Source organism: Kitasatospora sp. NPDC048545, from assembly GCF_040651155.1.
Taxonomy (GTDB): domain Bacteria; phylum Actinomycetota; class Actinomycetes; order Streptomycetales; family Streptomycetaceae; genus Kitasatospora.
The window spans coordinates 155,396-180,088 of record NZ_JBEZIQ010000008.1 but is presented as its reverse complement, the minus strand read 5'-3'; the positions used below and the strand labels follow the sequence as shown (position 1 = coordinate 180,088).

The 24,693-nt window shown below is 72.0% G+C and carries 22 protein-coding genes and 1 riboswitch; of the genes, 8 read left to right on the top strand and 14 right to left on the bottom strand.

What is annotated here, in order from left to right; genetic code table 11:
- Positions 1-30: 30 nt before the first annotated feature.
- Both AB0D10_RS10930 and AB0D10_RS10925 read right to left on the bottom strand, forming a co-directional pair.
- Entirely contained in the window at positions 31-720 is a 690-nt protein-coding gene (locus AB0D10_RS10930) for an SDR family oxidoreductase (protein WP_360254163.1), read from the bottom strand.
- Positions 721-733: 13 nt separating this feature from the next.
- Complete coding sequence (locus AB0D10_RS10925) at positions 734-1,258, bottom strand: TIGR00730 family Rossman fold protein (protein WP_360254161.1); 525 nt, start codon at positions 1,256-1,258, stop codon at positions 734-736.
- A 58-nt stretch (positions 1,259-1,316) separates the two neighbouring features.
- Here AB0D10_RS10925 and AB0D10_RS10920 point away from each other — a divergent pair, with 58 nt between their 5' ends.
- A complete protein-coding gene (locus AB0D10_RS10920; RefSeq protein WP_360254159.1) occupies positions 1,317-2,279 on the top strand; it encodes a class I SAM-dependent methyltransferase in 963 nt (320 codons plus the stop codon).
- Entirely contained in the window at positions 2,276-2,788 is a 513-nt protein-coding gene (locus tag AB0D10_RS10915; protein WP_360254157.1) for a hypothetical protein, read from the top strand. Before AB0D10_RS10920 ends, AB0D10_RS10915 begins: the two co-directional genes overlap by 4 nt.
- A 16-nt stretch (positions 2,789-2,804) precedes the next feature.
- Here the strand turns inward: AB0D10_RS10915 and AB0D10_RS10910 are convergent, their stop codons facing one another.
- The 4 genes from AB0D10_RS10910 to AB0D10_RS10895 all read right to left on the bottom strand — a co-directional run bounded on the left by AB0D10_RS10910 (position 2,805) and on the right by AB0D10_RS10895 (position 7,370).
- A complete protein-coding gene (locus AB0D10_RS10910) occupies positions 2,805-3,362 on the bottom strand; it encodes a Uma2 family endonuclease (protein WP_360254155.1) in 558 nt (185 codons plus the stop codon).
- A 345-nt stretch (positions 3,363-3,707) separates the two neighbouring features.
- Positions 3,708-4,880 carry an alpha/beta hydrolase gene (locus AB0D10_RS10905; RefSeq protein ID WP_360254153.1) on the bottom strand — a complete coding sequence of 391 codons (1,173 nt, stop codon included), beginning with the start codon at positions 4,878-4,880 and terminating at the stop codon, positions 3,708-3,710.
- A 121-nt stretch (positions 4,881-5,001) separates the two neighbouring features.
- A complete protein-coding gene (gene mnmA / locus AB0D10_RS10900; protein ID WP_360254151.1) occupies positions 5,002-6,138 on the bottom strand; it encodes a tRNA 2-thiouridine(34) synthase MnmA in 1,137 nt (378 codons plus the stop codon).
- A 50-nt stretch (positions 6,139-6,188) separates the two neighbouring features.
- On the bottom strand, positions 6,189-7,370 hold the full coding sequence (locus tag AB0D10_RS10895) for a cysteine desulfurase family protein (protein WP_360254149.1): 1,182 nt from the start codon (positions 7,368-7,370) through the stop codon (positions 6,189-6,191).
- Between the two features lie 342 nt (positions 7,371-7,712).
- Between AB0D10_RS10895 and AB0D10_RS10890 the strand changes: the two genes are divergently transcribed.
- Entirely contained in the window at positions 7,713-8,480 is a 768-nt protein-coding gene (locus tag AB0D10_RS10890) for an IclR family transcriptional regulator (RefSeq protein WP_360254147.1), read from the top strand.
- Here AB0D10_RS10890 and AB0D10_RS10885 read toward each other — a convergent pair.
- The 8 genes from AB0D10_RS10885 to AB0D10_RS10850 all read right to left on the bottom strand — a co-directional run bounded on the left by AB0D10_RS10885 (position 8,386) and on the right by AB0D10_RS10850 (position 17,553).
- Positions 8,386-9,045, bottom strand: coding sequence for a trimeric intracellular cation channel family protein (locus AB0D10_RS10885; protein WP_360254145.1), 660 nt, complete (start codon positions 9,043-9,045; stop codon positions 8,386-8,388). The two genes, AB0D10_RS10890 and AB0D10_RS10885, sit on opposite strands and share 95 nt — an antisense overlap.
- Before the next feature lie 90 nt (positions 9,046-9,135).
- Positions 9,136-10,200, bottom strand: a complete 1,065-nt coding sequence (locus AB0D10_RS10880; protein ID WP_360254143.1) for a dipeptide ABC transporter ATP-binding protein — start codon at positions 10,198-10,200, stop codon at positions 9,136-9,138.
- A gap of 34 nt (positions 10,201-10,234) precedes the next feature.
- Positions 10,235-11,305 carry an ABC transporter ATP-binding protein gene (locus AB0D10_RS10875; RefSeq protein ID WP_360254141.1) on the bottom strand — a complete coding sequence of 357 codons (1,071 nt, stop codon included), beginning with the start codon at positions 11,303-11,305 and terminating at the stop codon, positions 10,235-10,237.
- Positions 11,302-12,312 carry an ABC transporter permease gene (locus AB0D10_RS10870; RefSeq protein WP_360254139.1) on the bottom strand — a complete coding sequence of 337 codons (1,011 nt, stop codon included), beginning with the start codon at positions 12,310-12,312 and terminating at the stop codon, positions 11,302-11,304. The genes AB0D10_RS10875 and AB0D10_RS10870 overlap by 4 nt, the downstream gene beginning before the upstream one ends.
- Before the next feature lie 98 nt (positions 12,313-12,410).
- Complete coding sequence (locus AB0D10_RS10865; protein ID WP_360254137.1) at positions 12,411-14,174, bottom strand: ABC transporter substrate-binding protein; 1,764 nt, start codon at positions 14,172-14,174, stop codon at positions 12,411-12,413.
- A gap of 54 nt (positions 14,175-14,228) precedes the next feature.
- Positions 14,229-15,218, bottom strand: coding sequence for an ABC transporter permease (locus tag AB0D10_RS10860; RefSeq protein WP_360254135.1), 990 nt, complete (start codon positions 15,216-15,218; stop codon positions 14,229-14,231).
- Positions 15,219-15,679: 461 nt separating this feature from the next.
- Positions 15,680-16,636: an enhanced serine sensitivity protein SseB C-terminal domain-containing protein gene (locus tag AB0D10_RS10855; protein WP_360254133.1), complete on the bottom strand. Its 957-nt coding sequence runs from the start codon at positions 16,634-16,636 to the stop codon at positions 15,680-15,682.
- Between the two features lie 116 nt (positions 16,637-16,752).
- Positions 16,753-17,553, bottom strand: a complete 801-nt coding sequence (locus AB0D10_RS10850) for an enhanced serine sensitivity protein SseB C-terminal domain-containing protein (RefSeq protein WP_360254131.1) — start codon at positions 17,551-17,553, stop codon at positions 16,753-16,755.
- A gap of 284 nt (positions 17,554-17,837) precedes the next feature.
- Positions 17,838-17,942: riboswitch (glycine riboswitch) on the top strand.
- Between the two features lie 230 nt (positions 17,943-18,172).
- On the opposite strand from AB0D10_RS10850, the gene gcvT reads away from it, so the two are divergent.
- From gcvT to AB0D10_RS10825, 5 genes are all read left to right on the top strand, one after another.
- Entirely contained in the window at positions 18,173-19,309 is a 1,137-nt protein-coding gene (gcvT, locus tag AB0D10_RS10845; protein WP_360254129.1) for a glycine cleavage system aminomethyltransferase GcvT, read from the top strand.
- Positions 19,310-19,411: 102 nt separating this feature from the next.
- Positions 19,412-19,786: a glycine cleavage system protein GcvH gene (gene gcvH, locus AB0D10_RS10840; RefSeq protein WP_360254127.1), complete on the top strand. Its 375-nt coding sequence runs from the start codon at positions 19,412-19,414 to the stop codon at positions 19,784-19,786.
- Between the two features lie 85 nt (positions 19,787-19,871).
- Positions 19,872-21,152, top strand: a complete 1,281-nt coding sequence (gene glyA, locus AB0D10_RS10835; RefSeq protein ID WP_360254125.1) for a serine hydroxymethyltransferase — start codon at positions 19,872-19,874, stop codon at positions 21,150-21,152.
- Between the two features lie 190 nt (positions 21,153-21,342).
- Entirely contained in the window at positions 21,343-22,710 is a 1,368-nt protein-coding gene (locus AB0D10_RS10830; protein ID WP_360254123.1) for an L-serine ammonia-lyase, read from the top strand.
- A 172-nt stretch (positions 22,711-22,882) separates the two neighbouring features.
- Entirely contained in the window at positions 22,883-24,679 is a 1,797-nt protein-coding gene (locus AB0D10_RS10825) for a hypothetical protein (RefSeq protein WP_360254121.1), read from the top strand.
- Positions 24,680-24,693: the final 14 nt, after the last annotated feature.

Here is a 24,693-nt window from a genome sequence, read left to right as displayed (position 1 = left end):
CGGTTCCGCGCCCGGTCTCAGCGCCCGGTCTCAGCGGCCCGGGCGGACGCTGATGTCGGTGATCTCCGCGTCCCGGGAGGCGTCCAGGGCGGCCAGGACGGCCCGGGCGACGGACTCGGGCTCGATCCAGCGGCCGGCCTCGTACTCCTTGCCCTCCTGCTGGTGCACCTTGGCCTGCATCGCCGTGGCGGTGCGGCCCGGGTAGACCGAGGTGACCCGGACGCCGCCCGCGTGCTCCTCCTGGCGCAGCGAGTCGGCGAGCGCCTTCAGGCCGTGCTTGCTCGCCGCGTACGCCGACCACTCGGCGTGGGCGTTCAGGCCGGCACCGGAGTTCACGAAGACGACGTGGCCCTTGGCCAGGCGCAGGGACGGCAGCAGCAGGCGGGTCAGCTCGGCGGGGGCGACCAGGTTGACGTTCAGCGTCTCCTGCCACGCCTTCACCGGCAGCTCGCCCACCGTACCCAGCTCGACCACCCCCGCGACGTGCAGCAGCGAGTCCAGCTCGACGGGCAGCGCCTGGTGCCCGAAGGCCCAGGACAGCTTCGCCGGGTCGCCGAGGTCGCCGACCAGGGTGTTCGCTCCGGGGAAGCGCTCCCGCAGCTCCGCGGCCCGGCGCGCGTCGCGGGCCAGCAGCCAGAGGTCGTCCCCGCGCTCGGCGAGCCTGCCCGCCAGGACGGCGCCGATGCCCGAACCGGCACCGGTGATCAGATGTGCAGCCATGGGTCCGATCCTCTCAGGCCTTGAGCTGCGCAAACACCTCGGCGGGCGTGTCGGCGAAGGTCATCAGCTCCGACAGCGGCCGGGGCAGGAAGCCCTCGGCGTCCATCCGCTCCAGCTGGGTCCGCAGGCCCGCGTAGAAGCCCTCGGTGTCCAGGACGACCACCGGCTTCTCGAACATCCCGTGCTTCTTGAGCTCCAGCACCTCGGTGACCTCGTCCATCGTCCCGAGCCCGCCCACCAGGACGACGATCGCGTCCGCCCGGCCCACCAGCTCGGCCTTGCGCTCCGCGAGGTCACGGGTCATGACCAGCTCGTCGGCGCCGACGTACCCCTTGTGCTTCAGCATCTCGACCATGATCCCGACCAGCGTGCCGCCCGCCGCCTTCACCTCGTCGGCGAGCAGGCCCATCAGCCCGGCGTTCGAGCCGCCCCACACCAGGGTGTGCCCGCCCTCCCCGAGGAGCCGGGCGAACTCCGCGGCCGGGGCGGAGTAGCGGTCGTCGAGCGAGTACGCGGAGCAGAAGACAGTGATGTTCATAGTGCTCACTGGTCTATCACGCCGCCTCTCCCCCGCTCACCGGCATTACGCCCGGCCGGTGGCGACCCCTAAGGTGCTGCGCGTGCGCCAACTCGAAATATCGGACCTGATCACGGCCGTGGACCCGCGTGACGGCCGGCGGCTCCCGGTCCTGCGCGAGGACGTCGTCCGGCAGCTGCGGGAGGGCGGGGACGAACGGGCGGCCCGGATCGTCGCCGGACTGCCCGCCGACCGGGACGGCGCACTCGACCCCGTCGCCGTCGACCGGCTGCTCGTCAGCGTGCACACCGAACTCCAGCGGCTCAGCGAGGAACTGCGCATCGGCGACCGCCTCGTCCACCTGCTCGGCCCGCTGTTCACCGCGATCCGGGCGGCGGACGGCGGGCGGCCCGGGCCGTACCGCCTGGTCGACATCGGCTGCGGCCTCGGCTACCTGGTCCGCTGGCTCGCCGCGACCGGCGCCCTCGGCCCCGACGTCGAACTCGTCGGCGTGGACCTCAACGCCGCACTCGTCGGCGAAGCGGACCGGCTCGCCCGGGCGGAGGGACTCGACTGCCGCTTCGTCCACGGCAACGCCTTCGAACTGCCGGAAGCCGCCACGGTCTACGTCTCCACCGGAGTGCTCCACCACTTCGGCGCGGACGCCCTCGGAGAGTTCTTCCGGGCACAGGCCGCGTCGCCCGCCCTCGCCTTCTGCCACTTCGACATCGCCGCCACCGGCCTGGCGCCCATCGGCGCCTGGGTCTTCCACCGCGCCCGGATGCGCCACCCGCTCGGCCGCCACGACGGCGTGGTCTCCGCACAACGGGCCCACCCCGACGAGGTGCTGCTGCGGGCGGCGGCGGTGCCCGGCATGCGGGCTCTGGTGTACGAGCCGCGCGGGCTGTCCAACCCGTTCTGCACCACCCTGCGGCCGGTGATCGGGGTGCGGCCGGAGCTGGAGGCACCACTGCGGCAGGCGCTCGGACGCCGCGCCCGACGGCTGGTCGGGCCCGAGCACCTGGTCGGGGCCGCCCGATGACACCCGCCGTGTCGCTCCTGCTGCTGGGCCTGGTCGACGCGGCCTTCAGCGGCTTCCGCGCCTACGCCGGCCGCGACGCCCGCATCCGCAAGCACCGGGGCAACCTCCGGGCCGCCGGGCGGGGATTCGCCGTCGGGGCCGCCTTGTTGACGGCTCCGGCCGTGGTGGCGGGCCTGGTGCTGGTGACGGCCGCCGACCGGGCACGGACCTTCGGGGCCCTGACCGCCGGAGGCTTCGGCTACCTGCTCCCCCTGGCCGTCTACGCGGCGGCGGTACTGCTGTCGCTGGCCGCCTACTTCACCCTGCCGTTCCGCGCCGGCACCCTGGCGATGGTCATCGGCCTCGGCCCGCTGACCCTGCTGCGGCCCCTCGCCGTCGTCGCGGCGTGCTGCGGCGCGGTCCTCAACGGTGGTGGCGTTGCGGCCCTGCTGGTCGGCGCGACCGCGGGTGCGGCGGTCCTGTGCGTCGAGCCCGTCGTGCACCGCCGCTGGTACGGCGAGGTGCAGTAGAGCCCGCCACCGGAGGTCAGTCCTTGTACGGAAGGAGCTCCGACAGGCTCAGGGTGAAGCCGAAGGGCTCCGGAATGCCGATCGCATCGCCGAACTTCCGGTCACTGCGGGTGTGGTAGCGGTCGCGGTTCGGCTCCGAGAACAGCGTCACCGTCTGCTGGCGCGGGTCCACGATCAGGTAGAGCGGGATGCGCATCGCGGCGTAGTCGTGCAGCTTGTCCATCCAGTCGTTGCCCGGATTGGACGGTGAGACGATCTCGACGGCGATCAGGGCTTCGGCGGCGGGGGCCTTGTTGCCGGGCTCGGAGAGGACCTCCACCGGCAGGTACGTCAGGTCGGGCTCGCGCCCCTTCGAAACGTCCGGGCTGACGATCTCGCTCCGCTCGGTGGGGAGGTAGCCGTCGGGCGCATGCCGCTCGAACTGCCTGCGCACCTGGGCCACGTTGAGCTGATGAATGTTGGAAGGAGACGCCTGCATGATCAACGTGTCTCCGGACCATTCGATCCGGACACCCTCCGGGGCGATCCGCTCCAGTTCCTCGATGAAGTCGCGGTGCTGCTCGTAGAAGGTCATGCCGTCCTCTCCGGAGGGTGCGCATCGGACATCGTCGGCCACTGCTCCTCAGCGTAGGTGCTCAGGGGCGGAGTGCATTTCACGCCGCCCCCAACTCCGTTGTGCCGGAAGGATTCGGTACGCGGGTGAAGGCCCGGCGGCACAAGCGGGGCGGGACTCCCCGGCGGCGGACGAACTGTTCGCGCAGGACGGCCGCGCTGCCGGAGCCGACCCAGCGGGCGATCTCCCTCGCCGGCGGGTACGGAGTCGGGCGTCGTCGCCTTCGCCGACGACCCGAGGTGGCACCGGAGCGGCCCGGCCGTCCGCACCGGACGGCCGGGCCCCGAGGAACGGGACGGCCACCGCTCACGGGTGCTGGAAGAGCACCTCCGGGTTCGCCGGCGACGGGCCGTCGAGGAGGGGCTGGTGGACGCCCTTCAGGGTGCGGTCGAAGAAGGCCCCGACGTACTCCCGGGTGAGCTGCATGCCGCGCTCCGGCGAGGTGGTCATGTCCGGCGGCATGGGCAGGCCGATCTCGGCGGCGAGGATCGGGACGTCGGTGAAGCTCGCGTGCGTGGTGCCCGCGACGGCCAGCCAGGGCTTGTAGCCCTTCCATCCGGCCCAGGTCTCTCCCCAGGTGGGGTCTTCGCCGCCGACCGCGTGGTTGCTCTGCTTGCCGAGCAGGAGGAAGGAGCGGCCCTGCAGGGTGTCGGCCGGGACGGGCGGGAAGAACGTTCCGTCCATGTTGACCCCGGCCCGGATCCGCCGGTCCCCGGCCATCGCGTTCAATGTCGAGGCACCACCGATGGAGTGTCCGGCCATGCCGATGCGGTCGCGGTCGATGAGGTGGGACAGCCGCCAGGCGGGGTCGTGCCCGGTCAGCCGGTCCAGGACGAACGACACGTCCTTCGCCCTGCTGTCGGGGAGGGCGTCCGGGGCGCCGCTCTCGCACAGCGTGCAGCCCGGGGTGGTGCCGTCGGCGAGCGTCTCCCCCGAGTCCTCGTAGGGGTGGCCGACCAGGGCCACGACGTAGCCGTGGCCGGCCAGGTCGGTGGCCAGGCCGGTCAGGGTGGCGCGGGGGTTCTCGAAGCCGGGCGAGAGGACGACCAGCGGGAACTTCCCGCCGGCGGCCCGGGCCCCGCTGTAGGCGTAGGTCGTGGTGGCCGCGACGTCCTGCGGCCGGAGTCCGGTGCCCGGCGGGACCCGCGTCGCCACGAAGCCCTGTGCCTCGCCGAGGGTCATGTACGGCGCGGGGACGCCGGTGTCGTGCCGGGCCGGGTAGAACATCGACACCGCCAGCTGCCGCGGCCCGGCTGTGGGCACCCAGGGGTCGGTGCGGTCCTGGTCGGTCAGGTGCAGCACCTCCTCGCCGACCGCGTACGGCCCGGTCGGGCGGGGCAGCTCGCCGTGGAAGGCCGCAGGGGTCACGGCGACAGCCACGGCGGCGGGCGACGGCGAGGCCATCGCGGCCCCGGCGATCGGGAGGGGCAGGGCGAGAACGAGGGCCGCGACGGCCGCGATACGGCGAGATCGGTTCATGGCCGTGAGACTAGGTTCGTGGCCCGGGCCCCCGGATCAGCCCGATTGATGCATTCTCCGGCCGTGGTCATCCGGAGGACTCGGCGGCGTCATCCTCGTGGATGACGCCGCCGGGTTCGTTTCAGGCGCTGACGGCCGACCGCTCGGTCGTGGCGATGGTCGCGGAGCCGACGACGCGGGTGCCGTCGTACAGCACGACCGCCTGGCCGGGGGCGATGCCGCGCACCGGGGTGTCGAGGCGGACGTGCAGCTCGCCGTCGACCACCGAAGCGCTCACCGGCACCTCCTCGCCGTGGGCGCGCAGCTGGGCGGTGTAGCGGCCGTCGGCCAGGGGCTCGGTGCCGCACCAGCGGGGGCGGATGGCGGTGAGCGCGGTGACGTCCAGGCCCTCGACGGGGCCGACCGTCACGGTGTTGTCCACCGGGGAGATGTCGAGCACGTACCGCGGCTTGCCGTCGGCCGCCGGGCGGCCGATCCGCAGGCCCTTGCGCTGGCCGATGGTGAAGCCGTACGCGCCGTCGTGCTCGCCGAGCTTGGTGCCGTCGGTGTCGAGGATGTCGCCGGTGGCGGTGCCGAGGTGCTTGGCCAGGAAGCCCTGGGTGTCGCCGTCGGCGATGAAGCAGATGTCGTGGCTGTCAGGCTTCTTCGCCACGGCCAGGCCGCGGCGCTCGGCCTCCTCACGGATGACGTCCTTGGTGGTGTCGCCGAGCGGGAAGAGCGAGTGGGCGAGCTGGTCGGCGTCGAGGACGCCGAGCACGTAGGACTGGTCCTTGGCGCCGTCGACGGCCCGGTGCAGTTCGCGCGAGCCGTCCGGCAGGTCGACGATCCGGGCGTAGTGGCCGGTGCAGACGGCGTCGAAGCCGAGGGCGACCGCCTTGTCCAGCAGCGCGGCGAACTTGATCTTCTCGTTGCAGCGCAGGCAGGGGTTGGGGGTGCGGCCGGCCGCGTACTCGGCGACGAAGTCGTCGATGACGTCCTCGCGGAAGCGCTCGGCGAGGTCCCAGACGTAGAACGGGATGCCGATGACGTCGGCGGCCCGCCAGGCGTCCCGGGAGTCCTCGATGGTGCAGCAGCCGCGGGCGCCGGTCCGGAAGGACTGCGGGTTGGCGGACAGCGCCAGGTGGACGCCGGTCACCTCGTGCCCGGCTTCGACGGCCCGGGCGGCGGCGACGGCGGAGTCGACTCCGCCGGACATCGCCGCGAGCACGCGCAGTCGGCCGGTGGACGGAGTGGTCGGGGCACCCGGGAAGTCAGTCATGGTGACTACAAGAGTACGTGGCCGCCGAACGTGCCCGTCCCCGGAACTGCCTACCGCCGCACCGACGCCAGCCCGGCGTTGCGCGCCCGCTGGACCACCGGGCCGATGGCCTGCGCGAGCGCCGTGACGTCCTCCGGCGCCGAGGTGTGGCCGAGCGAGAACCGCAGCGAGGCACGGGCCAGCAGCGGGTCGACGCCCATGGCGAGCAGGACGTGGCTGGGCTGCGGCACGCCGGCGGTGCACGCCGAACCCGTCGAGCACTCGATGCCGGCCGCGTCGAGCAGCATCAGCAGCGCGTCGCCCTCGCAGCCGGGGAAGGAGAAGTGCGCGTTGGCCGGCAGCCGGCCCTCGGCGGCGGGGTCGCCGTTGAGCACGGCGTCCGGGACGGCGGCCAGGACGGCCGCCACCAGGTCGTCGCGCAGCGCGCCGAGGGTCACCGCGTGCTCCTCGCGGTGCTTCACGGCCCAGGCCGCGGCGGCCGCGAAGCCGGCGGCGCCGGGGGCGTCCAGGGTCCCGGAGCGGACGTCGCGTTCCTGCCCGCCGCCGTGCAGCAGCGGGACCGGCGCGGCGCCGCGGGACAGCAGCAGGGCGCCGATGCCGAACGGGCCGCCGATCTTGTGACCGGTGACGGTGAGCGCGGTGAGCCCGGACTCGGCGAAGGAGACCGGGACCTGACCGAGCGCCTGCACCGCGTCGGCGTGCATCGGGATGCCGTACTCGGCGGCCACGGCGGCGAGTTCGCGCACCGGCTGGATGGTGCCGACCTCGTTGTTGGCCCACATGACGGTGACCAGCGCGACCGACGCGGGGGCGCGCTCGATCGACTCGCGCAGCGCCTCCGGGTGCACCCGGCCGTGCTCGTCCACCGGCAGGTACTCGACCGAGGCGCCCTCGTGTTCGGAGAGCCAGTGCACCGCATCGAGCACCGCATGGTGCTCGACGGGGCTGCACAGCACCCGGGTGCGGGCCGGGTCGGCGTCCCGGCGGGCCCAGTAGAGGCCCTTGACCGCGAGGTTGTCGGACTCGGTGCCGCCGCCGGTGAGCACGATCTCGCTCGGGCGGGCGCCCAGCGATTCGGCCAGCGACTCGCGGGACTCCTCGACCACCCGGCGGGCCCGGCGGCCGGCCGCGTGCAGGGACGAGGCGTTGCCGACCACCCCCAGGTGCGCCGTCATCGCGGCGATCGCCTCGGGCAGCATCGGCGTGGTCGCCGCATGGTCCAGGTATGGCATAACCATCCGATTGTAGAGGGCTGCGCCGCGCGGCCTTCCAGCCCTGCGTATCGATCCGGCCATCGCGTGGTCGGACCGGCGCCGACCACCCGCCCGAGCCGCGCCCGGACGCGGACGCGGGCCGGGCCTGACGGCGCTTCCGAAAGCCCTCCGAACGCCTTCTGAGAGCCTTCCGAACGCCTTCCGAGGGCTTGACGAACGTCTCCCGCCCGGCCGCGTCGGGCCCGCCCCGCGCACTGGTCTGCACCAATTCCGGACAGTCGCGTCCGTCGCCGGTTTGTACCACTACGCCCCCCAGCGGTTAGCCTGGCGCCACTTCTCAGCCGGATCAACGGGGGCGCCATGTCGCAGTCGGTCGACCGCGCGCTGACCCTGCTCGGCGCGCTCGGTGACGCGCCGCTCTCGCTGGAGCAGGCCGCCGGCAGCCTCGGGGTGCACAAGTCCACCGCGTTGCGGCTGCTGCGCACCCTGGAGGAGCACGGCTTCGCCCGCCGCCAGCCCGACCTGCGCTACCGCCTCGGCGGCCGGGTGCTCTCGCTGGCCCACCGCGCCCTGGAGGACTTCGACGTCCGGCAGGTCGCCGCGCCGTACCTGGCCGCGCTCAACGCCCGCTGCGGCTACACCGTCCGGCTCGCCGTGCTGCACGACGGCGAGGTGCTGTACCTGGACGAGGTGGCCGGTCCCGCGGCGGCCGAGCCGTCCCGGATCGGGCGCCGGGCGCCGGTGACGGGCACGGCGGTCGGCCGGGTGCTGCTCGCCGGGCTGCCCGCGGACGGGCCGTGCGAGGAGGCCGAACTGGCGGCGGTGCGCCGCCGGGGCTGGGCGGCGGAGTCCGCGGAGCACCGGGAGGCGGTGACGTGCGTGGCCGCTCCGGTCGCGGGCAGCGGGGGCCGGACGGTCGCGGCGTGCGCGCTGAGCGCCCCGGCCGGGCAGGTGCCGGCGGCCGAACTGGCCCGGATGGTGCCGGAGCTGCTCTGCACGGCCGAGGCGATCTCGCTCGCGTACGGCGGCTCGCCTACTCCTCGCTGGTGCGAGAACCGTTGCGGTGCCAGGCCCGTGGCGCGCGCCAGCCGTACTTCAGGGCGAGCATCCGCAGGCCGAAGGCGGTGAGCGCGGCGGCCGTGCCGGTCACCCCGGTGAGCCGGTCCACGCCGATCAGCAGCGCGACCAGCGCGGAGCCGACCAGGGCGGGCACGGCGTAGATCTCCCGGTCCCAGCGCAGCAGCGAGGGGATCTCGCCGGCCAGTACGTCGCGGATCACGCCGCCGCCGGCCGCGGTCACCATGCCGAGCGCGATCGCCGCGACGGCGCCCAGCCCGAAGTCGTGCGCCTTGGCGGTGCCGGTGACGCAGAACAGGCCGAGCCCGAGGGCGTCGAGGGCCTGCACGGCGCGGTTGATCCGCTCGACCTCGGGGTGCAGGAAGAACACCACCAGCGCGGCGACGAGCGGAGTCACGAAGTAGCCGAGGTTGGTGAAGGCGGCGACCGGGGTGGCCCCGATCACCAGGTCGCGCATCACACCGCCGCCGAGGGCCGTGACCTCGGCCAGGACGCAGATCCCGAAGATGTCCATGTTCTTGCGGACGGCGAGCAGGCCCCCGGAGAGGGCGAAGACGAAGATGCCGACGAGGTCCAGCGACTGCTGCACGTCGGAGGGGAAGATCTGCGAAGTCACCACACAACTATGACCTGCGCGGAATCTTCCCCTCCGCTTGCCTCCTGGGGCGGTGCCCCGACCCGGTCCGCCCGGCGTCCCGGGCGGGCCTCAGGCGGTGGTCTCCTCCGGCGTTCCCCCGGGCGCGTTCTCCGGGAAGTGGCAGGCCACCTGGTGTCCGGACTTCAGCGCCACCAGCGGCGGTTCCTGGATGGAGCAGACGTCCTGGGCCTTCCAGCAGCGGGTGCGGAAGCGGCAGCCGCTGGGCGGGTTGATCGGGGAGGGGACGTCGCCGGTGAGCAGGATCCGCTCACGGCCGGACCGCTGGCGGCGGCGCGGGTCGGGGACCGGCACAGCGGACATCAGCGCGTTGGTGTACGGGTGCATCGGGCTGCGGTAGAGCGAGTCCCGGTCGGCGATCTCCACGACCTTGCCGAGGTACATCACCGCGACCCGGTCCGAGACGTGCCGGACCACCGAGAGGTCGTGCGCGATGATCAGGTAGGTCAGGCCGAGCTCCTGCTGGAGGTCGTCCAGCAGGTTGACCACCTGCGCCTGGATCGAGACGTCCAGCGCCGAGACCGGTTCGTCCGCGACGATCATCTTCGGCTTCAGCGCGAGCGCCCGGGCGATGCCGATGCGCTGGCGCTGGCCGCCGGAGAACTCGTGCGGGTAGCGATTGTAGTGCTCGGGGCTGAGGCCGCACAGCTCCAGCAGTTCCTGGACCGCCTTCTTGAGCCCGCCCTCCGGTACCGCGTTCTGCAGCTTGAACGGCGCTCCGACGATGGTGCCGACGGTGTGCCGGGGGTTCAGCGAGGAGTACGGGTCCTGGAAGATCATCTGGATGTCGCGGCGGAGCGGCCGCATCGCCCCGACGCTCAGGTGCGTGATGTCGGTGCCCTCGAACTCGATCTTCCCGCCGGTGGGTTCGTCGAGCCGGGTGACCAGTCGGCCCATGGTCGACTTGCCGCAACCGGACTCGCCGACGACGCCGAGCGTCTCGCCGGCGTTGACGGTGAAGTCGATGCCGTCGACGGCCCGGACCGCGCCGGTCTGGCGCCGCATCAGCCCGCTGCGGATCGGGAAGTGCCGGGTCAGGCCGGTCACCCGGAGCAGCGGCTCGCGGTCGGGGGCGGGGGCCGGCGACGGGATCGGCGCCGCCTGAGTGTCCGTCATCGGTTCTCTCCAGAAAGGTGGTACGAGGCCGGGCTCACAGCCGGGGCGCGATCTCTTCGGCGAAGATGCGGTGCCGCTCGTCGGCCGGCAGGTGGCAGGCCGCGAGGTGCCCGGGGACGGCCTCGGCCAGCACCGGGACCTCGCTCGTGGAGCGCCCGTCGGTCAGGGCGGCGTACGGGCAGCGCGGGTGGAAGGCGCAGCCGCTCGGCACGTTGATCAGGCTGGGCGGGGTGCCCCTGACCGGGACGAGCCGGTCCTGCAGCTCCCGGTCGAGGCGCGGCATCGAGCCCAACAGGCCCCAGGTGTAGGGGTGTTCGGGCGCGTCGAAGAGGGTGTCGGCCGGGCCGCGCTCGATGCACTTGCCGCCGTACATGACCAGGATGTCGTCGGCCAGTTCGGCGACCACTCCGAGGTCGTGGGTGATGATGATGACGGCGGAGCCGAACTCCTCCTGGAGGTCGCGGATGAGGTCCAGGATCTGCGCCTGGACGGTGACGTCCAGGGCGGTGGTGGGCTCGTCGGCGATCAGCAGCGAGGGGTCGTTGACCAGGGCCATGGCGATCATCGCGCGCTGGCGCATGCCGCCGGAGAACTGGTGCGGGTAGTCGTCCACCCGGCGGTCGGGCTGCGGGATGCCGACGCGGTCGAGCATCTCGATCGCGCGGGCCCGGGCCTGCTTCTTGTTCGCCTCGGGGTGGTGCACCCGGTAGGCCTCGACGATCTGCTGCCCCACCGTGTAGTAGGGGTGCATCGCGGTCAGCGGGTCCTGGAAGATCATCGCCAGTTCGCGGCCGCGCAGTTGGCGCACCCGGTCCGGGCCGGCCGCGATCAGGTCCTCGCCGTTCAGCCGGATCTCGCCGCTGATCCGGGCCCGCTTGGAGCGGTGCAGGCCCATGATGCCGAGCGAGGTGACGGACTTCCCGGAGCCGGACTCGCCGACGATGCCGAGGGTGCGCCCCTTGTGCAGGTCGAAGCTGACCCCGTCGACCGAGCGGACCAGGCCGTCGTCGGTGTCGAAGTGGATCCGCAGGTCGCGCACGGAGAGGAAGGGGTCCCCGGAGGGGACCTGCGCATCGGCTGCCGTGGTCTTCTGGAGGTCGGTCACGAGAGCCTCACGCGGGGGTCGACGAGGGCGTACAGGAGGTCGACCACGAGGTTGCAGGCGACGATGAAGAAGGCGGCGAGCAGGGTGACGCCGAGGATCTTGGGCAGGTCGTTGTCGGAGATCGCCTGGACGGCGAACTGGCCGACGCCCTGGAGCGAGAAGACCTGCTCGGTGATCAGCGCGCCGCCGAGCAGCAGCCCGAGGTCCATGCCGAAGATCGTGACGATCGGGGTGAGCGCGGCGCGCAACCCGTGCCGGGTGACGACCTTGCCCTCGGCGAGGCCCTTGGCCCGCGCGGTGCGGATGTAGTCCTCGCTCATCGTCTCCAGCATTCCGGCGCGGGTGAGCCGGGCGTAGAGCGCGGAGTAGAGGAAGGCCAGCGAGATCCAGGGGAGGATCAGGTTGCGGGCCCACATCAGCGGGTTGTCCGTGAAGTCGACGTACTGCAGGTTGTCCAGGATCGGCCACTCGTAGCTGAAGAGCGTGAGCAGCAGCGCGCCGGTGAAGAAGACCGGGAGCGAGACGCCGGCGAGGGCGACGCCCATGGAGAGGCGGTCGAAGATCGACCGCGGCTTCAGGGCGGAGACGACGCCGGTGGCGACGCCGGAGACCAGCCAGAGCACGGCCGCACCCGCGGCCAGCGAGATGGTGACCGGGATCCGCTTGGACAGCTCGGGCCAGACCTCCAGGTGGTTCTTGAAGGAGTAGCCGAAGCAGGGCACGTGGCAGGTGGCCGGTTCCGGCCCGAACGTGTACTCGGCGCCGCTGACCAGCCCCTTGAGGAAGTTCCAGTACTGGGTGTACAGCGGCTGGTCGAGACCGAGGTTCTGCTTGACCGCCGCGATCGCGTCGGGTGAGGGGTTCTTCCCGATGTACTGGGCGGCCAGTTGGTCGGCCGTCTCGCCGGCGACGCGGGGGAGCAGGAAGAAGATCGCGAAGGTGACCGCGCTGACGACCAGCAGCAGAATCACCGCCGCGAAGATCCTGCGGATGATGTAGGCAAACACAGTTGGGCGGCTCCGGCGGCCCGCCGCCGTCCGGGATCTTCCGGACGGCGGCGGGCGCCGCTGCCTTCACCTGCCTTCAGGGATGCGGAGCCAGGCTCTTACTTGGTGGTGCCGATGTTCAGGTAGTCGTACTCACCGGAGAACGCCGGGGTGGAGGCGATGTTGGTGGCGTTGTCCGGGCGGTACAGGAAGACCTTGAAGTAGGTCAGCGGGACGATGACCGCCTGGTCCATGACCTTCTTGTCGATGTCGCCGTAGATCTTCTCGCGGGCCGCCTTGTCCGGGTTGACGGCGGCGTCGTCGAGCAGCTGGTTGACGGCCGGGTCGTTCAGCTGGGACAGGTTGCTGTTGCCGGAGGGCTTGATCGCACGGCCGTCGACGATCTGCTGCAGGAAGCCGTAGCCGGTCGGCCAGTCGGCGCCCCACTGCATCATCATCAGGCCGATGTTGTGGTCCTGGGTGAACTGCGGGGCACCGGCGCTGTCGGTCAGGTACTTGCCCTGCGGGTACTGCTGGATCTCGGCGTTGATGCCGACCTTCTTCAGCGCGGCCTGGATCGAGGTGGCCGCGGCGACCTCGGTGGCGCGCTCGGTGCGGGCCGAGATGACGGTGTTGATGCTGTCCTTGCCGCAGGCCTTCAGGGCGTCCTTGGCCTTGGCCTCGTCACCCTTGTTGTCCTTGGTCTCGAACTGGTTGAAGTCCTGGTGGCCCGGGATGTCCGGCGGGAGCACCGTGTTGGCGATCTGGCCGCGGATCGGGCCGCCCTCGGCGGTCTGAACCGAGACCTTGTCGATCGCGAACTGGACGGCCTTGCGGCAGTCGACGTTGTCGAACGGCGCGACCTTGGAGTTGATCGCCAGGTAGACCAGACGGCCGCCGTAGGCGTTGTCGGTGCTGGCCTTGAGCTTCGGGTTCTGCAGGATCTGCGCCTGGGTCTGCGGGTCGACGCCGCCGCCCACCAGGTCGACCTGGGCGTTGCCGGCCAGCAGGTCCTTGTCGATGGTGGCCTGGTCGATGTTCATCTTGAGCAGGATCTTCTCCGGAAGCTGCTTCCGGATCGGGTCGGTGCTCGCGTCCCAGTTGGTGTTCGGCACCAGGACGGCCTGCTTGCCGTCCTCGTAGGACTCGAACTTGAAGGAGCCCGAGGACACGATGTGCTTCACGTAGTCGGCACCGGTGTCCTTGGCCTGCGGGACCGGCGCGGTCTGCGGGGCGCTGACCAGGTAGTCGAAGTCCGCGAACGGGTGCTTCAGGTGGAAGACGATCGTGGTGTCGTCCGGCGTCTCGATCGAGTTCAGACCGCCGGCCTTGTCCTTGTACGGACCGGCGTACGGCGTGTCGTTGTCGACCAGCAGGTCGTGGAAGTACGTCGGGCCGTTGGAGTTCACGTCCGGCGCGAAGTTGGAGCGCTCGACGGCGTACTTGACGTCCTTCGAGGTGATCGGGGTGCCGTCGTCGTACTTCAGGCCCTTGCGGATCTTGTACGTCCAGGTCAGGCCGTCCGCGCTGGGCTGGCCCATCGACTCGGCGAGGTCCGGGACGAGCTTGTTGCCCTCCTCGCCGGCGGCCGGGTTGAACGTGGTGAGCGGACGGGCGTACAGCCGCGAGAAGTTGTAGATGTACGCGTAGTACGTGTTGCCCGGGTCGAGCGAGTCCGGGGTGCCCTTCATCTCGAAGGTGACCGTCCCGCCCTTCTTGTCCGAGGCGTTCACGATGTTCTTGGTGGCCGCGTTGGCGCCGCCGCCGCCCGAAGTGGACGAGGAGGAGGCGTCGCCGCTCTTCGACGAGCTGGAACAACCGGTAACGACCAGGACCGCGGCGGCGGCCGCCGCGGTCAGGGCGACGGTACGGGACCTACGCATGGGAAAGATCAACCCCTTGAGGATGTGGAGACGGTGGAGGGTCCTGACGTGGAGTCAGTTGCTCTTGGGATCGAGGGCGTCGCGCAGCCCGTCGCCGAGCAGGTTGAAGGCGAGCACGGTGATGAAGATCGCCAGACCGGGGACCACCATGTACTGGGGGTCCACCTGGTAGTACCGGATCGCGTCCTGGAGCATTCCGCCCCAGGAGGCTTGCGGAGGCTGGATGCCCACGCCGAGGAAGCTCAGCCCGGCCTCGAAGAGGATGTTGGTCGGGATCAGCAGGGTCGAGTAGACCAGGATCGGACCGACCAGGTTGGGCAGCAGTTCCTTGAACAGGATGAACGGTCCGCGGGCGCCGAGGGAGCGAGCTGCGTGGACGAACTCGCGCTCGCGCAGCGAGAGCGTCTGTCCGCGCACGATCCGGCCCATGTAGGGCCAGTTGAAGAAGCCGATCACGAAGATCAGCACCAGGATGTGCAGCGGGAGGCCGTGCAGGCCGAACGCACCGCCCTGCAGCGAGGTCGAGATCGCGATCGCGAACAGCAGCAGCGGGAAGGCGAGGAAGACGTCCATGACGCGGCTGATCAGCGTGTCCACCCAGCCGCCGTAGTAGCCGGCCATGATGCCGAGCACGGTGCCGATGGTGTTGGACAGCACGGTCGCGCCGAACGCGACCAGCAGGGAGACCCAGGAGCCCTCGATCACGCGGGTGAGCAGGTCGCGGCCCTGCAGCGGGTCGACCCCGAGCGGGTGGTCCCAGCTCATGCCTCCCCAGTCGCCGAGCGGCAGGCCGCCGAGGTCGGCGTCCAGCAGGTCCTGGTGGAGGGCGTCCGGGTCGAGCCCGAACATCGACTCGATCGGCTTGGCCAGCACGGCGAGCAGGATCAGCAGGATCACCACGACGCCGCCGATGACGGCGGCCTTGTCCCGCTTGAAGCGGGTCCAGGCGATCTGGCCGAGGGAGCGGCCCTCGATCTTCTTGGCCGGGCTCTCGGCGGCTGCTGCCTCCGGCTCGTTCCCGGCGGTGGTCACGGATGCGGTCATGGTCAGTTGGTCCCCTCGCCGACGGTGGCCGGCCCACGGGTGCCGGTCGCCGGCTTCGGCGGTGCGGCTGCGGACGTGCGAAAGGTGCTAGGAGGAGCGGGTGTTCGCGGCAGTGCGTCGTGCACGGGCACTGCCACACGCGGGATGGGCTTCGCGTGGACAAGCAGGTCGGCGTGCGCGATCACCTTTGTGGGGTTCCAGTACGCGCGGTGCGTTGCGCAGAACTCTCTGCCATGCGAACTGGCTTACGCCAGACCTGACAACCGACAGATGCCCAACTGTGATCTGCAGGCATGCACCTCCACGATCTCCGGCATAACCCTCTTCACATGGCTGTAACAGGCATGTCAAGATGACCGGACGCCCAACCCGGAAATTCGTCCAAAAAGCATCGAAGCCGACTTGACGGACAATCAAGTCGGCTTCGCGGTGGAGATTACGGCGAGAAACGGTGGTGGCAATCAGCGCCCGGGGTAACCGGGCCACGGCCGCTGGGGCTGTTGCTGCTGGGGCTGCTGCTGCCAGCCCTGCGCGGGCGGCTGCGTGCCGTACGCCCACCCGGGCGTCGGCTGGCCGGGCATCGACGGCCCCGGGTACGCGGGCGGCGGCACCGGCGGGTACGGACCGGTCGCCGGGCGGCCGGCCTCCCGGTCGAAGAACGGCCGCGCGTTGGCGCGCATCCACAGCGCCACCGGGTCGTACTCGTCCGACATCGCCACCGTGGACACCGCCAGCCCCTCCGGGGCCACCGCGATCGCCCGCTGCATCAGCGCACGCACCGCCTCCACCGCGGGCGGCGAACTCTCGTACAGGTCCAGGCCGATCGCCAGGTAGGGCTCCCCCACCGCCGGCTGCACCCAGGCCCGGCGCAGCGCCCGGACCGCGCGCACCTCGGCGGCCTGCCGCTCCAGCAACGCGAAGAACTGCGGGGCGTTCAGCTGCGGCTCGCTCAGTTTCAGCGGCCCGGCGGGCAGCCGGTCCAGGCCCGCGGCGATCCGCCGCAGATCGGCCCAGGGCACGCCGACGCCGCCGCCGGGCGCGTGCGGGTTCAGCCACAGGCCCCAGCGGGTGCGGTACAGCGAGGCGGCGATCTCCGGGCCGGAGATGACCTCGTGGGCCCGCGCCCAGCCGGAGGCGGCCAGTTGCTCGGGCGAGGTGACGGCCGGCGCGTAACCGTGGCCGCTGATCTCCATGTTCCCGTACTGCGCGTCCGGGCTGCCCGGCGTGCCGTGCCAGAGCAGCATCCAGACCCGGCCGTCCGCCAGCGCGTGCAGCAGTCGCTCGTACGCGTCGTAGCGCTCCGGCGCGACCTCGCGCAGGGCGTGCTCCAACACGCCGGGATCCGCTCCCGGGCGCCCGGCCGGTGCCTGGTGGCTCCAGGGCCCCGGCACCCCGCCCGCTCCCGTTCCCGCACTCATGCGCCCACCTCGCCGCGCCTCTTTCCTCGAACCCGCCGGCCCGTCGGCCGTCTGCACGCACCCTATGGCGCGGCACCGGCCACCGCCACGGCGACGTGCCTGTGATACGAACCCGCTCACACCCGCGTGTAGAAAGGCAGTACCCGGGTGAGCAGCCACTCGACCACCGGGTCGTCGGCGAGGTCGAGCAGTACGAGGTGGACGCCGCCCGGCAGCGGCGCGGTTCCCAGCGCTCGGCCGAGCGCGTCGTTCACCGCGGCCGGGTCGGCCGGGGCCGCCGGATCCAACTGGACGCCCACGAACATCACGGTGGGCTCGCCCTCGATGCTGGCCAGCGCCCTGCGGGCGGTCAACACTCCGGGAAGGGCCGACAGTTCGGCCCGACAGGCGGCCAGGAAGTGCTCCGGGTCCTCGCCCGGCACCGGCTCGCGCAGCGCGACCCGGCCGCCGGTCGGCGCCGGATCCTCGGCGCCCTCCCAGCGGTCCTCGCGCGGACCGCGCCGCAGCTCGGCCACGCCCTCCGGCGGCACCGGGATGCCCACCGCCGCCTCCGGGTTCACCGCGATCCCCACGCCCAGCGGCAGTCCGCGGGCGAACTCCCAGACCGGCGCGATCGCGAAGGCCATCCCCGGCGCCTGCTGCAGGAACACCTCCTGCGAGGAGAACACCGGCACGTACGGTTCACCGGCCAGCTCGACGGTCGGCAGGTCCAGCGACTGCCCCTGCGGGTCCGCTCCCGCGGGCAGCGGCACCCACACCTGGCTGCGGGCCAGCACCTCGATCACCCGCGGCGTCGCGCCCGGATCACCCAGGGCCGCGGTCAGTACCTGCTCCAGCTCGTTGGCCGGCCACGTACCGCCCGCCGGCGCGCCCTCAGGACCGCCCCACCCCTGCTGCTGCTCCACCGGGTACCCCATGCGCCGCCGACTCCGCCCTCTGCCGGTCGGCCGCCCTCTGCTGCGCCGACGCGGAGCAGTCTAGGGCCCGTCTTCAAACCCCCGTCGTCCGCCCGGAGGGTTTGAAGACGGGCCCCGGGGCCCGGGGCAGCGGGGACGGGGGCACGTGTTCGGGCGGGTGCGGTCCGCCCGGGCGCGCGGCCGCCGTGTGACCGGGTCCCCCCTCCCTTCCTCGCCCGGGACGTGCCATGATGTGCGCGTCCGACGGCATGCGCCGCGGGCCCCACAACTCCATACCGGCCGCTCGAACCCGCGCGGGAGAGCCCGGAGTGCCGCAGCAGCGGTACGGCCGGCGCCGAAGGAGCAAGTCCTCCCCGGAATCTCTCAGGCCCCCCTACCGCACGGGTTAGGCACATCTGGAAAGCGGCGCACGGCCCTGTCGTACGCCCACCCACGGTGCAAGCCGCCATGCTGTCCCCCAAGCTGGAATCAGCTGCGGGCCGGCGTGCGGTGAAGCTCTCAGGTTCGACGACAGATGGGGAGACCCACGCCGCCGCATGCCCGCGCGCAGGGTCGGTCCCCGAGCGGGTCCGGTCCGGCGCGTGCACCCCTGAGTGCCCCGACCGAGGAGTTCCTGGCCATGTCGTCCCTCCGCCTGACCGCGCTCGACGCGCTGCACCGCGCCCTCGGCGCGACCATGACCGACTTCGCCGGCTGGGACATGCCGCTGCGCTACGGCAGCGAGCGCGAGGAGCACCTCGCCGTCCGCACCAAGGCCGGCCTGTTCGACCTCTCCCACATGGGCGAGATCACCGTCACCGGCCCCCAGGCCGGCGAGATGCTGGACCACGCGCTGGTCGGCTTCGTCTCCGCGCTGGGCGTGCTGCGCGCCCGCTACACCATGATCTGCGCCGAGGACGGCGGCATCCTGGACGACCTGATCGTCTACCGCCTGCGCGAGGACGCCTTCCTGGTCGTCGCCAACGCCTCCAACGCCCAGCTGGTCCTCGACGAGCTGATCGCCCGCGCCAAGGGCTTCGACGCCGTCGTCACCGACGACCGCGACACCTACGCGCTGATCGCCGTCCAGGGCCCGGAGGCCACCGCGATCCTGGCCGACACCACCGACGCCGACCTGCCCGGCCTCAAGTACTACGCGATCCTCCCGGCCCGGGTGGCCGGCCGCGACGTGCTGCTGGCCCGCACCGGCTACACCGGCGAGGACGGCTTCGAGATCTTCTGCCACCCGGTCGACGCCGAGGAGATCTGGCAGGCGCTGACCACCGCCGGCGAGGGCCGCGGCCTGGTCCCGTGCGGTCTGTCCTGCCGCGACACGCTGCGCCTGGAGGCGGGCATGCCGCTGTACGGGCACGAGCTGTCCACCGACCTCACCCCGTTCGACGCGGGCCTGGGCCGGGTCGTCCGCTTCGACAAGACCACCAACGAGGGCGCCTTCATCGGCCGCAAGGCGCTGGAGCAGGCCGCCGCCGCGGCCGAGGCGCTGCGTGCCGAGGGTGGGGCACCGCGGGTGCTGGTCGGCCTGGTCTCCGACGGCAAGCGCGTCCCGCGCGCCGAGTACACCGTGGTCTCCGCCGACGGTGCCCCGATCGGCCGGATCACCTCCGGTGCGCCGTCCCCGACGCTGGGGCAGCCGATCGCGATGGCCTACGTCGACGCGGCCCACGCCGCCCCCGGCACCACCGTCGCGGTGGACGTGCGCGGCAAGCACGAGCCGGTCCGGGTCGTGGCGCTGCCGTTCTACAAGCGCGCCCGCTGAGCGACCCCGCCGACCGTCCCCTTTCCCCGTACCCGCACGTCGAAGCTTTCCGCGCGGCGGCCCGCTTCGTCGTACCCGCTTCCCATCCTGGAGAATGACGCCATGAGCAACCCCTCGCACCTGAAGTACACCGAAGAGCACGAGTGGCTGACCGACGCCGAGGACGGCGTCTCCACCATCGGCATCACCCAGCACGCCGCCGACGCTCTCGGTGACATCGTCTACGTGCAGCTGCCCGAGGTCGGCGACGAGGTGACCGCCGGCGAGACCTGCGGCGAGCTGGAGTCCACCAAGTCGGTCAGCGACCTGTACTCGCCGGTGACCGGTGAGGTCACCGAGGTCAACCAGGACGTCCTGGACGACAACGGTCTGGTCAACAGCGCCCCGTTCGAGGGCGGCTGGCTGTTCAAGGTGCGCGTCGCGTCCACCGGCAAGCTGCTCACCGCGGACGAGTACAACGCCTTCATCAAGGCCTGACCCGTTCGTGACCGGGGCGGGCCGCCCACGCGTCGGCCCGCCCCCACCGGGGCCCCCTTTCCTCCTCCACCGGGAAGAACACACCATGACGGTTCTCAACCAGTCCCTGCACGCCCTCGACCCGGAGATCGCCGCCGCGGTCGACGCCGAGCTGCACCGCCAGCAGACCACCCTGGAGATGATCGCCTCCGAGAACTTCGCCCCGGTGGCGGTCATGGAGGCCCAGGGCTCGGTGCTCACCAACAAGTACGCCGAGGGCTACCCCGGCCGTCGCTACTACGGCGGCTGCGAGCACGTCGACGTGGTCGAGCAGATCGCGATCGACCGCGTCAAGGCCCTGTTCGGCGCCGAGCACGCCAACGTCCAGCCGCACTCCGGTGCGCAGGCCAACGCCGCCGCGATGTTCGCGCTGATCCAGCCGGGCGACACCATCCTGGGCCTGAGCCTGGCCCACGGTGGTCACCTGACCCACGGCATGAAGATCAACTTCTCCGGCAAGCTCTACAACGTGGCCGCGTACCACGTCGACGAGAAGACCGGCCAGGTCGACATGGCCGAGGTCGAGCGCCTCGCCAAGGAGCACCAGCCGAAGCTGATCATCGCGGGCTGGTCCGCCTACCCGCGCCAGCTGGACTTCGCCGCGTTCCGCCGGGTCGCCGACGAGGTCGGCGCGCTGCTCATGGTGGACATGGCGCACTTCGCCGGCCTGGTGGCCGCCGGGCTGCACCCGAACCCGGTGCCCTACGCGGACGTGGTCACCACCACCACCCACAAGACCCTGGGCGGCCCGCGCGGCGGCGTCATCCTGTCCAAGGCCGAGTACGCCAAGAAGATCAACTCCGCGGTCTTCCCCGGCCAGCAGGGCGGCCCGCTGGAGCACGTGATCGCCGGCAAGGCGGTCGCCTTCAAGGTCGCGGCCTCCGAGGAGTTCAAGGAGCGCCAGCAGCGCACCCTGGACGGCGCCCGGATCCTGGCCGAGCGCCTGCTGCAGGCCGACGTCGCCGAGGCCGGCGCGTCCGTCCTGTCCGGCGGCACCGACGTCCACCTGGTCCTGGTCGACCTGCGCAACAGCCAGCTCGACGGCCAGCAGGCCGAGGACCGCCTGCACGAGGTCGGCATCACCGTCAACCGCAACGCCATCCCGAACGACCCGCGCCCGCCGATGGTCACCTCGGGCCTGCGCATCGGCACCCCGGCCCTGGCCACCCGCGGCTTCCAGGCCGAGGACTTCCGCGAGGTCGCCGACATCATCGCCGAGGCGCTCAAGCCCGCCTTCGACGAGACCGTCGCCGACACCCTGAAGGCCCGCGTCACCGCGCTGGCCGAGAAGTACCCGCTGTACCCGACCCTGGCCAACCAGGAGTAGGTACCGGCGGGCGGGGCGACCCGCCGGCAGGCCCACCGGCCGGCGGGTGACCGGCCGGTAGGTGACCGGGCTCACCCCTCCCGCGTACGTGGCACCCCGGGGCACCCCGCACACTGGACAGTGCGGGGTGCCCCGTCCTGTGCCCCCATGCCAGCAAGTCCTTCCACGAGACCAGACAAGGACGTCCCCCGTGGCCATCAGCGTCTTCGACCTCTTCTCCATCGGCATCGGCCCGTCGAGCTCCCACACCGTGGGCCCGATGCGCGCCGCCCGGATGTTCGCCCGCCGACTGCGGACCGAAGGCCTGCTGACCCAGGTGACCGGCGTGCGCGCCGAGCTGTACGGCTCCCTGGGCGCCACCGGCCACGGCCACGGCACGCCCAAGGCCGTCCTGCTGGGCCTGGAGAACCACTCCCCCCGCACCGTCGACGTCGACCAGGCCGACAAGGACGTCGAGCGGATCACCGCCGAGAAGAAGATCAACCTGCTCGGCGAGCACACCATCGACTTCGATCCGGCCAACCAGCTGGTCCTGCACCGCCGCCGCTCGCTGCCGTACCACGCCAACGGCATGACCCTCTGGGCGTTCGCGGCGGACGGCTCCACGCTGCTGGAGAAGACCTACTACTCGGTCGGCGGCGGCTTCGTCGTCGACGAGGACGCGATCGGCGCCGACCGGGTCAAGCCCGACGACACCGCGCTGCGCTATCCCTTCCGCACCGGCGAGGAGCTGCTGCGGCTCACCCGCGAGACCGGGCTGTCCATCTCCGGCCTGATGCTGGAGAACGAGAAGGCCTGGCGCAGCGAGGAGGAGATCCGCACCGGGCTGCTGGAGATCTGGTCCGTGATGCAGGAGTGCGTGCGGGCCGGCATGACCCGCGAGGGCATCCTGCCGGGCGGTCTCAAGGTCCGCCGCCGGGCCGCCGCGGCGGCCCGGACGCTGCGCGCCGAGGGCATCGGCCCGGCCAACGCGATGGAGTGGGTGACCCTCTACGCGATGGCGGTCAACGAGGAGAACGCCTCCGGCCGCCGGGTGGTCACCGCGCCGACCAACGGCGCGGCGGGCATCATCCCGGCCGTACTGCACTACTACCTGAACTTCATCCCGGGCGCCGACGACGACGGCATCGTCCGCTTCCTGCTCGCGGCCGGCGCCATCGGCATGCTGTTCAAGGAGAACGCCTCCATCTCCGGCGCCGAGGTCGGCTGCCAGGGCGAGGTCGGCTCCGCCTGCTCGATGGCCGCGGGCGGCCTCGCCGAGGTCCTCGGCGGCACCCCCGAGCAGGTCGAGAACGCCGCCGAGATCGGCATCGAGCACAACCTCGGCCTCACCTGCGACCCGGTCGGCGGCCTGGTCCAGATCCCCTGCATCGAGCGCAACGGCATGGCGTCGGTCAAGGCCGTCACCGCGGCCCGGATGGCGCTGCGCGGCGACGGCCGGCACCACGTCTCGCTGGACAAGGCGATCAAGACGATGAAGGAGACCGGCGCCGACATGAAGATCAAGTACAAGGAGACCTCGCGCGGCGGCCTCGCCGTGAACGTCATCGAGTGCTGACCCCGAACTGACCGGTCACGGACCGTGCGCCGGTCCGGCGCGCCCCGGCCCCCGGGCGGAGCTCCCCTCCGCCCGGGGGCCTTCGCTATGCCCATGCGCTTTTTTACTGGCCGACGGCCCGTCAGGAGGTCCATAATCACGGCCAGTCGGTTCACGCCAGAGGGGGAGGCGGATGACCTTCCAGCCCGGGCCGGTGCGGCCCGACGAGCCGCCCGCACCGTGCCCACCACCCGACGGACCACCACCACCCACGTCACCGTACGCGACGTCCGAGGCCACCCGGCTGCTCTGCGCCGGCGTCTACCTCGACCCGGACTACCGCCGGCGCGTCATCGGCGAACTGGTCGAGCACCACGAACGCTCCGTCCCGCCGTCGCTCGGCTTCGACCTGGTCACCGTCCTCGCGCACGCCCTCCGGGCCCGGGCCCTGGAGGTCCGCACCGGCGCGGCGCTCGCCACGGTCTGGCTCGGCTTCTTCTGCACCGTCTACTGGCCGCTGATCCGGAACCCGCCGGACGGCAGCTACTGGAAGTCGTACGGGGAGGGGCTGACCAGCGGGTACTACGGCGATCCTTACGGCCAGGAGTCGGCGGCCGACGCCGTGTTCGGCGTGCTCTCCCACTACATGCCGCCGTTCACGGCGACCTTCCCCGTCCTGTACGCCCTGGTCTGCCTGCTGTCCTGGTACGCCAAACCCGCGGACGTCCGGGAGCACGCGCTCTACGCCCCCGCCGGGTCCGCCGGTTCCCGGACGTCCGATGTCCGACGCACGGCCGGCGGGTTCCTCGCCGTCGTCGCCGTGATCGCCCAGATCCTCTACTGGGCACTGGCGCTGGTCACGCTGAAGGAGGGGGTCTGGGAGGGCGCGCTGTTCCCGCTCGCGCTGGCGGCGACGGTCGGCCTGCACCGCCTGAAGGTCGCCCAGGTCATCCGGACGGAACTGACCCGCGAGGGGTTCCCGAAGCATCCGCGCCCGCTGCCCGCCCGGCCGCACTACCGGGCGCTGGGGCGGGCGATAGCCGCCGAACAGTACTCGCAGCTCATCGTCTACGACCCGGCCGCCCCCTTCCTCGGCGCCGGATTCCCCTTCCAGGCCTGGCAGTTCACCCTGGAGCTGAAACGCCGCAGGACCGGGCCGGTGGCCCCCGAAAGCGCCCTCACGGCCCGGGCCGTCCTCGACCTGGTCATCCCGCGTCTGGCCGGGCTGCGGCAGGCCGCCGCCGAGACCAGCCTGGACCGGCTGAAGGACCTGGAGATCGAGCACGTCGTCTACCTCCCGTACGGTCCGGCGCGCGGCGAGGTCTCGCGCGCGCCCGAGGAGATCGGCGGGCACATCGCCGAAGCGGTGGACGAGGGCGGCGAACGGCGTCGGCACTTCCTGCGCGTGCGGGTCGGCGCCTGGGACGAACAGGTGGTGCTGACCGTGCAGTTGCGGGTGCACACCCAGGGGAGCCTGCTGATGGTGGAGGTCGTCCCGCACGTGCTCGGTCCGGTCCGGCGCGACTACGAACTGCTGGCGGACACGGTGGCCCAGCAGGGCACCCGACCGGGACGCCGCGGCCCGGCGATGTCCGCGTTCACCGCCGGGCCGGCCGCGCTCCGCTCGCTGCTGCGGCCGGGCGGCGGCCGGGCGGCGGGTGTTCCGGCCGACGACGGCGGACTGCTCCCGGTGGCCGCCCGACCGGTCGTCTCGCTGCGTGAGGCCGCCGCCTCACCGACCGTCTCGATCTTCCAGGAGCTGGACGTCAGAAGGTACGTGAAGTCGATCGAGGAGCGGATCACCGGGGGCGTACGGGCCGCACTGGAGCAGGCCGGGTACGAGACCGACCGCTTCGAGCAGACCGTGATCCAGGTGATGCAGGGCGGGATCCACATCGGCTCGATGAGCGGCGGCGCCGTCGCCACCAACGGGGGCACGGCCCGGTCCGGCGCCCCGGAGGCTCCGCCGTCCGGCGGCAAGCCCTCCTAGTGCCTCCGTTCGCC

Excerpts from the sequence above, each read along its gene's own strand:
- AB0D10_RS10930 (WP_360254163.1), bottom strand. The coding sequence starts at position 720 with ATGGCTGCACATCTGATCACCGGTGCCGGTTCGGGCATCGGCGCCGTC.
- AB0D10_RS10925 (WP_360254161.1), bottom strand. The coding sequence starts at position 1,258 with ATGAACATCACTGTCTTCTGCTCCGCGTACTCGCTCGACGACCGCTAC.
- AB0D10_RS10915 (WP_360254157.1), top strand. The coding sequence starts at position 2,276 with ATGACACCCGCCGTGTCGCTCCTGCTGCTGGGCCTGGTCGACGCGGCC.
- AB0D10_RS10910 (WP_360254155.1), bottom strand. The coding sequence starts at position 3,362 with ATGACCTTCTACGAGCAGCACCGCGACTTCATCGAGGAACTGGAGCGG.
- AB0D10_RS10905 (WP_360254153.1), bottom strand. The coding sequence starts at position 4,880 with ATGAACCGATCTCGCCGTATCGCGGCCGTCGCGGCCCTCGTTCTCGCC.
- mnmA (WP_360254151.1), bottom strand. The coding sequence starts at position 6,138 with ATGACTGACTTCCCGGGTGCCCCGACCACTCCGTCCACCGGCCGACTG.
- AB0D10_RS10895 (WP_360254149.1), bottom strand. The coding sequence starts at position 7,370 with ATGCCATACCTGGACCATGCGGCGACCACGCCGATGCTGCCCGAGGCG.
- AB0D10_RS10890 (WP_360254147.1), top strand. The coding sequence starts at position 7,713 with ATGTCGCAGTCGGTCGACCGCGCGCTGACCCTGCTCGGCGCGCTCGGT.
- AB0D10_RS10880 (WP_360254143.1), bottom strand. The coding sequence starts at position 10,200 with ATGACGGACACTCAGGCGGCGCCGATCCCGTCGCCGGCCCCCGCCCCC.
- AB0D10_RS10865 (WP_360254137.1), bottom strand. The coding sequence starts at position 14,174 with ATGCGTAGGTCCCGTACCGTCGCCCTGACCGCGGCGGCCGCCGCCGCG.
- AB0D10_RS10860 (WP_360254135.1), bottom strand. The coding sequence starts at position 15,218 with ATGACCGCATCCGTGACCACCGCCGGGAACGAGCCGGAGGCAGCAGCC.
- AB0D10_RS10855 (WP_360254133.1), bottom strand. The coding sequence starts at position 16,636 with ATGAGTGCGGGAACGGGAGCGGGCGGGGTGCCGGGGCCCTGGAGCCAC.
- AB0D10_RS10850 (WP_360254131.1), bottom strand. The coding sequence starts at position 17,553 with ATGGGGTACCCGGTGGAGCAGCAGCAGGGGTGGGGCGGTCCTGAGGGC.
- gcvT (WP_360254129.1), top strand. The coding sequence starts at position 18,173 with ATGTCGTCCCTCCGCCTGACCGCGCTCGACGCGCTGCACCGCGCCCTC.
- gcvH (WP_360254127.1), top strand. The coding sequence starts at position 19,412 with ATGAGCAACCCCTCGCACCTGAAGTACACCGAAGAGCACGAGTGGCTG.
- glyA (WP_360254125.1), top strand. The coding sequence starts at position 19,872 with ATGACGGTTCTCAACCAGTCCCTGCACGCCCTCGACCCGGAGATCGCC.
- AB0D10_RS10825 (WP_360254121.1), top strand. The coding sequence starts at position 22,883 with ATGACCTTCCAGCCCGGGCCGGTGCGGCCCGACGAGCCGCCCGCACCG.